The following is a 5,165-nucleotide window of genomic DNA, read 5'->3' as shown; positions in this document are numbered from 1 at the left end:
TGGCGCGCTGCTGCGTGACCTGGTCACCATTCCGCACCTGCCTCAGGTGGAATACAGGATAAACAACTCCTTCGATATCGATGTCGAGGACGGGGCCCGGGATTCCCTCATCGCCGTCGGGGACCGCTGTGACTCGCAGCTTCGTTTGGCGGCTTTTTAGCAACTTCAGATGGCGGTTTTAAATGTAGGCGTGCCCATGCCAACAGCACCCTTTAGAGTGGAACCATGACTGATGAGCAGCCTGGCCGCCGGGTGACATATGTGACCTGGAATCTCGTGGCCACAGGTGTGCTCGGAGTCTTGGCGTTCGGAGACGTAGCTCCCGCCCTGGTAGATGACCCCAGGTCCCCGGTTCTGTGGGTTATCAGTGCGGCTGTCGTAGCGGCCGTGGCGTGGGCCGTGTGGAAACGTCGCCGTCGACCCACCTGGCTTCTTCCACGTCTTTACCTATTCAGCGTGATTCCAGTGGGGCTTGCCTTGCTGCTGACGAACGCGATGACCGCGTTCTGGCTCGGTGCCATCTGGTTGTTGATCATCCCGGCCCTCCTGAGCGGTGACTGGCTGGACCGATGGCTAGGCGCTCCTGTTCAACCGCCATCAACACCTCACCGCTAATATCAGTTCTTTTAGGTGATGCCGATGACCAGCGTGGAGCGGGCTGCTTCGACGACATCATCGGTGATGGTGGTCAACTCGTTGATCTTCATGATCCGTTGCATCTGGGTGAACAGCCGGTCGACGAGGCGGAAGTTGCCGCGGGTGATCCGGGCGATCGCGGCGATGGCCTGGGCGTCGGTGAAGTCTTCGGTGTTGAGGTCCTGGCCGAGGGCGCGCCACCGGCGTTCGAGGACGAAGACCAGTTCTTCCTCGGCCAGGGGGCGGTATTCATGCGCGAAGCCGACCCGGCTGTAGAGCTGGGGAAACCGGCTGAATTTCCGCTCCATGCCGGGCATGCCGATCAAGATCAGGGCGATGTTGGTGCGGTCGAAGCGATCGCGCATCATCTCCAGGGCGGTGGGGTTGAGGCGCTCGAATTCGTCGATGATGATCATGTCGAGGTACTTGTTCAACCGCGAGGTCGGTCGTGCCACCTCGCCACTGTTGATCAGGTGTTGTTCGATGCAGATGGCGACCCGGTCGCTGAGATGGGCGAGGTCTTCCCTGATCCGCTTCGGGGTAGTGGCGACCTCCGGGGTGTAGAAGACCGTGCGTTTATGCGCCAGGGCTGCATAGACCTGACAATCCGAGTCATCTCTGGGGCCCCAGTCCTCCAGCAGGGTCTCGGCCACCGGCCAGTGGGCATAATGCCGGGCGGAGAGTGTTTTCCCGGTGCCGGCCTGCCCGTAGCAAATGCCGATGGTGCGTTGCCGGCGCACCGCGTCGGCGAATTCGACGAACCGACGGTGTTGTTTGGTGGCGATGAAGCGGTGCGGGGACATCAATCCTCCTCCAGATAGGTACGCAGCTTCGGCTTCTTCCTGGCTGGTGTCCCGGATGGTGATGGTTCCGGGCTCGTGGGTCTGGGACGGGGGTTATGGTCGGCGACCACGGCGATGCGTTCATTGATCTGCTCGCGTAACTGTCGGCGTCGTGCCCGCCTAGCGGCCTGGATGTCTTTGAGACTGACGGTGGCGGCAGCGTGGTCGGGGTCGACGGCGGTACAGATGTACTGGTCGTGGTGGAAGACTTTGATCTCGGAGATATCGCGTGGGTCGTAGCGGATGACCACGGGTTCTTTGACGTAGGCCGCCAGCAGTGGGGAGAGATACCGCAACCCCTGGAAATGCACCCCATCGCGGTGGACGACCCGCGGTGTCGCCACGGTGAGCAGCAACAGGTTGAGATCGTCAATCGAGTCGGGCAGACGTGGCAGCCAACCGGTGCCGAGCCAGGCCTGCTGCGGGGTGGTGTTAATCTCCGGGTGAATCCGCTGGTGGTAGGTGCTACTGATAAACGCCCCGATGGCGGCATCCAGCTCCGGGAGAGTCAGCACCGGTTCGGGACGCCGGTGTCCTGGTGCGAGATAACCGGGCAATTCGGCCAGGAGCTCGGTGTTAAGGGTGCGGAAGATCCGCTCGATCTTGCCGCGTCCCTGGGGGCGGGCGACCGCGGAGTAGATGATCTCAAAGTGCAGGTCCCTCGCGGTTTGGGCGAGGTGATGGCTGGTGAAATCCGGGCCGTGATCGACATAGAGCACGTCCGGGATCCCGCACATCGGCCACTCGGGATCACGTTTGGGCCAGATTCCCTGCCGCAGCGCCAGGGCGGTGTTCATCGCCGAGGGGGCACCGAGAAAGACCAGGTAACCGCAGACCGCGCGGGAGTAGTCATCCAGGATCACCGTCAACCAGGGGCGGGCGGGGGCACCGTTGGCGTCCCGAATGAGGAGGTCGAGTGCGGTGTGATCGGCCTGCCAGGTGGCATTGGCCCGCTCGGCCCGGTGTCGCCAGACCAGCTCGAAGGTGTCCCGGTAGGCCACTGGCCCCTGGTGGGCGAGGGTGAGCAGGCCCGGATCCAGGTCACCGATGATCGAGCGGACGGTGCTGGAGGAGACGGTGTTCCAGCCCTGTTCGGCGGCGATCGCCTTGGCCCTGCGGGTGATCGCCGCTCCTGTCAGCCGTGGTCTGATCAGGGCCAACCCCTCGATCAGGGCATGGAGTTCCGGATGGATCCGTCGCCCCCGGGGTGCTGGTTGGACCGGGGATAACCCGGCTATTCCCTCGGTGCGGTAGGCCGCGTGCCAGCGCTGCAGGGTCCGTAACCCGATCCCTGCCTGGGTGGCCAGCCGGGTCAACGGGATCCCGTCCTCGACGTGTCCGCGCAGTATCTCCCAGCGGGCGGCGGCGGTGTGTTCACGTGCGGAGACGCCGGTGGGTGTCTGGGACCTGCCGCCTGCGCTCATGACTACTCCACCCGGTTCGTTTCCCGCCGACGTCGGGGTGGGGTGACTCCGGCCTCGCGGCGCAAGGTCCGGCAGGCGGTGGTGCGGCTCACACCTAGAACTGTACCGATCTAGGCGAGGGTCATGTCTTTGTGCTCATAGCAGTTTCCGCGCGGTGCGCAGTGTATCTCCACTCAGGAGCGGGGCGGGCCCCTCGGGCGGCCTCGAGCCCGGCTGGGGTTTTCAGAACTCGTCTGTCTAGCTGCCTATCGTGACCTGGGCGAGTGAAGTCGAATTCTGACATTCTGATGCCAGTACTCACCTGCACTGTCCGTCATTTTTCAGAAGCCATGTTCACTCACCAGCACCAGGAGCGAGGTCCTGTCCTTCGGCGGTGTGGGTATCTACCGGTCGGGGAGGTAGGTACCGGTAGAGGGTGGTGCGGGCAATGTTTGTTTTCTCCACGATCTCGCGCATCGAGAATCCTTCATTGCGCAGATGCTCGGCATATTTCAACTTGTCTGGGTCGACCACACTGGGCCTGCCCACCCGCTTGCCCTTCGCCGTGGCCACGGCTCGGGCGTGAGCTGCGCGCTCGAGGGCGTAGGTGCGTTCCATCTGCCCGAACAACGACAGGATCACCACCGCCAGTTGGGCCATCGGATCATGAGGGTCGGAGGAATCGACCTTGATCGGATCGGCCAGGGTGCGTACCCCGACCTCGCGCTCCTGGAGGTCGTGGATCAGGTTGAGGGTGTCGCGAACGGTGCGCCCCAACCGGTCGAGGGTGTGGACGACGATGACATCACCCGCGCGAGCTTGATCCAGTGCCTTGTGGAGTCCCGGGCGGTTGGTGGTGGATCCGGATTTCTTGTCGACGTAGATGTATTTGTCCGCAATACCTTCCTGGCGCAGCGCGTCGACCTGACGGTCGAGGTCTTGTTTTGCGGTCGACACTCGGGCATATCCGATCTTCATGCCGAAATCGTACCGGAAGTATATTCCGCAACGGGTCTGACGGGACAGTCTATTGGGATAACTTGTGGAACAGGCGCGTCCTGGGACAATGAATTTTCAATTCATTGTCAATAGAGGTGTCCCACTTCCAAGGAAGTGGGACACCCTGCAGCGGCACGACCGCATGGCTGTCCTTGTGAAACAGGCCGCATGTATCGCAGTAGATGACTGTCATCTCCCCGACATGCCGGTAGTGAATCACGCCGCTTTGCGTCTCGAGTGTGGCCAAGAATGAGTATTGGCCCTGCCGTGAGCGAAGGCTTGCTCACGGTGTTCGGGCGCTGGGCACAACGCGCGAGGGGTAGGTGGGTGACCTCAGGGTGGTGCGGCCCGATGTGGGGCACCGAACAGATGTCAGGTGAGGCACGGGTGCCGGAACCTGGCGGGGTTATCTCCTGGTGGTCGTGCTGGTGGTGGTCGGCCTCGGGATGATGTTGTCACCCCAGGCGTGACCAGCCGGGGGACCTGATCCTGACGGCGGAGAACGGATGTCCCTGATGGCAGCTCCTCAAGGGGCCGCCAAACGAAGTTGTGAAAAAGCCGCCAAACAAGACCGCGAGTCACAGGGGACCGCCTCAACCGTGGCCCGGGCGCCGACAACACCGTCAGCGTCTCCTTCAGCGGATACGGCCAACCGGAGCTCAGTGTGCACCCGGGCGCCACGGTCACCTCCTCCCTCCTGCTGGAGAAGTTCGACCGCATCCGCATGTACCAGGAGCAGCTGGCCCCGCTGGGGCTGGAAGTAGTCACCCTCACGGGTGCGGGGCCCGGCGAGCTGAAATTCTTCCCGGACTCCTTCGACCCCGAACTCTTCCGCCCACTGGTGGAGCTGGAGGAACCAGGGACCTACCTCTCCGTGAGGGATGGGGGCAGATACTTCCGGGCGGTCATCGGCGGTACCCATGAGGAGCGGGCGGAGAGCGCGGAGGAGAAGGCGTTGCGGGAGGTCGTCGAGAAGCGGTGATTTGGATTCCGACCTGCCCGTATGGTTGAATATCCGGGTTGACCGCGCTGGTCGGCGACGTGTGCTTTTCCGGACGCGCCGCCGAGACCCTTCGACCCTGAACAGGGGTTCGTCGATAAGCCCGGACAGCAGCAAGACATAGACCAGGTGCGTTCAGGCCGGAAATCTGACGCACGTCAATCCAGGTCAAGGAGACCCATCGTGATCCAGCAGGAATCGCGTCTCAAGGTCGCCGACAACACCGGTGCACGTGAAATTCTGTGCATCCGCGTGCTCGGCGGTTCCGGTCGACGCTTTGCTGGC

The 5,165-nt window shown here is 62.8% G+C and carries 5 protein-coding genes; 2 read left to right on the top strand and 3 right to left on the bottom strand.

The features are described 5' to 3' along the window. Nucleotides 1-626: 626 nt before the first annotated feature. The 3 genes from GXZ33_RS05340 to GXZ33_RS05330 all read right to left on the bottom strand — a co-directional run bounded on the left by GXZ33_RS05340 (nucleotide 627) and on the right by GXZ33_RS05330 (nucleotide 3,859). Nucleotides 627-1,439, bottom strand: coding sequence for an AAA family ATPase (locus GXZ33_RS05340; protein ID WP_291339832.1), 813 nt, complete (start codon nucleotides 1,437-1,439; stop codon nucleotides 627-629). Continuing rightward, nucleotides 1,439-2,902 (bottom strand): Mu transposase C-terminal domain-containing protein, encoded by a 1,464-nt coding sequence (locus GXZ33_RS05335; protein WP_291339831.1) that lies wholly within the window; start codon nucleotides 2,900-2,902, stop codon nucleotides 1,439-1,441. The genes GXZ33_RS05340 and GXZ33_RS05335 overlap by 1 nt, the downstream gene beginning before the upstream one ends. Nucleotides 2,903-3,235: 333 nt before the next feature. After that, nucleotides 3,236-3,859, bottom strand: coding sequence for a recombinase family protein (locus GXZ33_RS05330; protein ID WP_042622299.1), 624 nt, complete (start codon nucleotides 3,857-3,859; stop codon nucleotides 3,236-3,238). 685 nt (nucleotides 3,860-4,544) lie between these two features. Here GXZ33_RS05330 and GXZ33_RS05325 point away from each other — a divergent pair. After that, complete coding sequence (locus tag GXZ33_RS05325) at nucleotides 4,545-4,862, top strand: hypothetical protein (RefSeq protein WP_291339830.1); 318 nt, start codon at nucleotides 4,545-4,547, stop codon at nucleotides 4,860-4,862. Between the two features lie 201 nt (nucleotides 4,863-5,063). Continuing rightward, nucleotides 5,064-5,165: uL14 family ribosomal protein (locus tag GXZ33_RS05320; protein WP_291339833.1), on the top strand; the 102-nt coding region annotated here is incomplete at its 3' end.

The sequence above is a fragment of the Corynebacterium sp. genome (assembly GCF_012838985.1).
GTDB lineage: Bacteria > Actinomycetota > Actinomycetes > Mycobacteriales > Mycobacteriaceae > Corynebacterium.
This window is presented reverse-complemented; position numbering and strand designations above follow the sequence as displayed.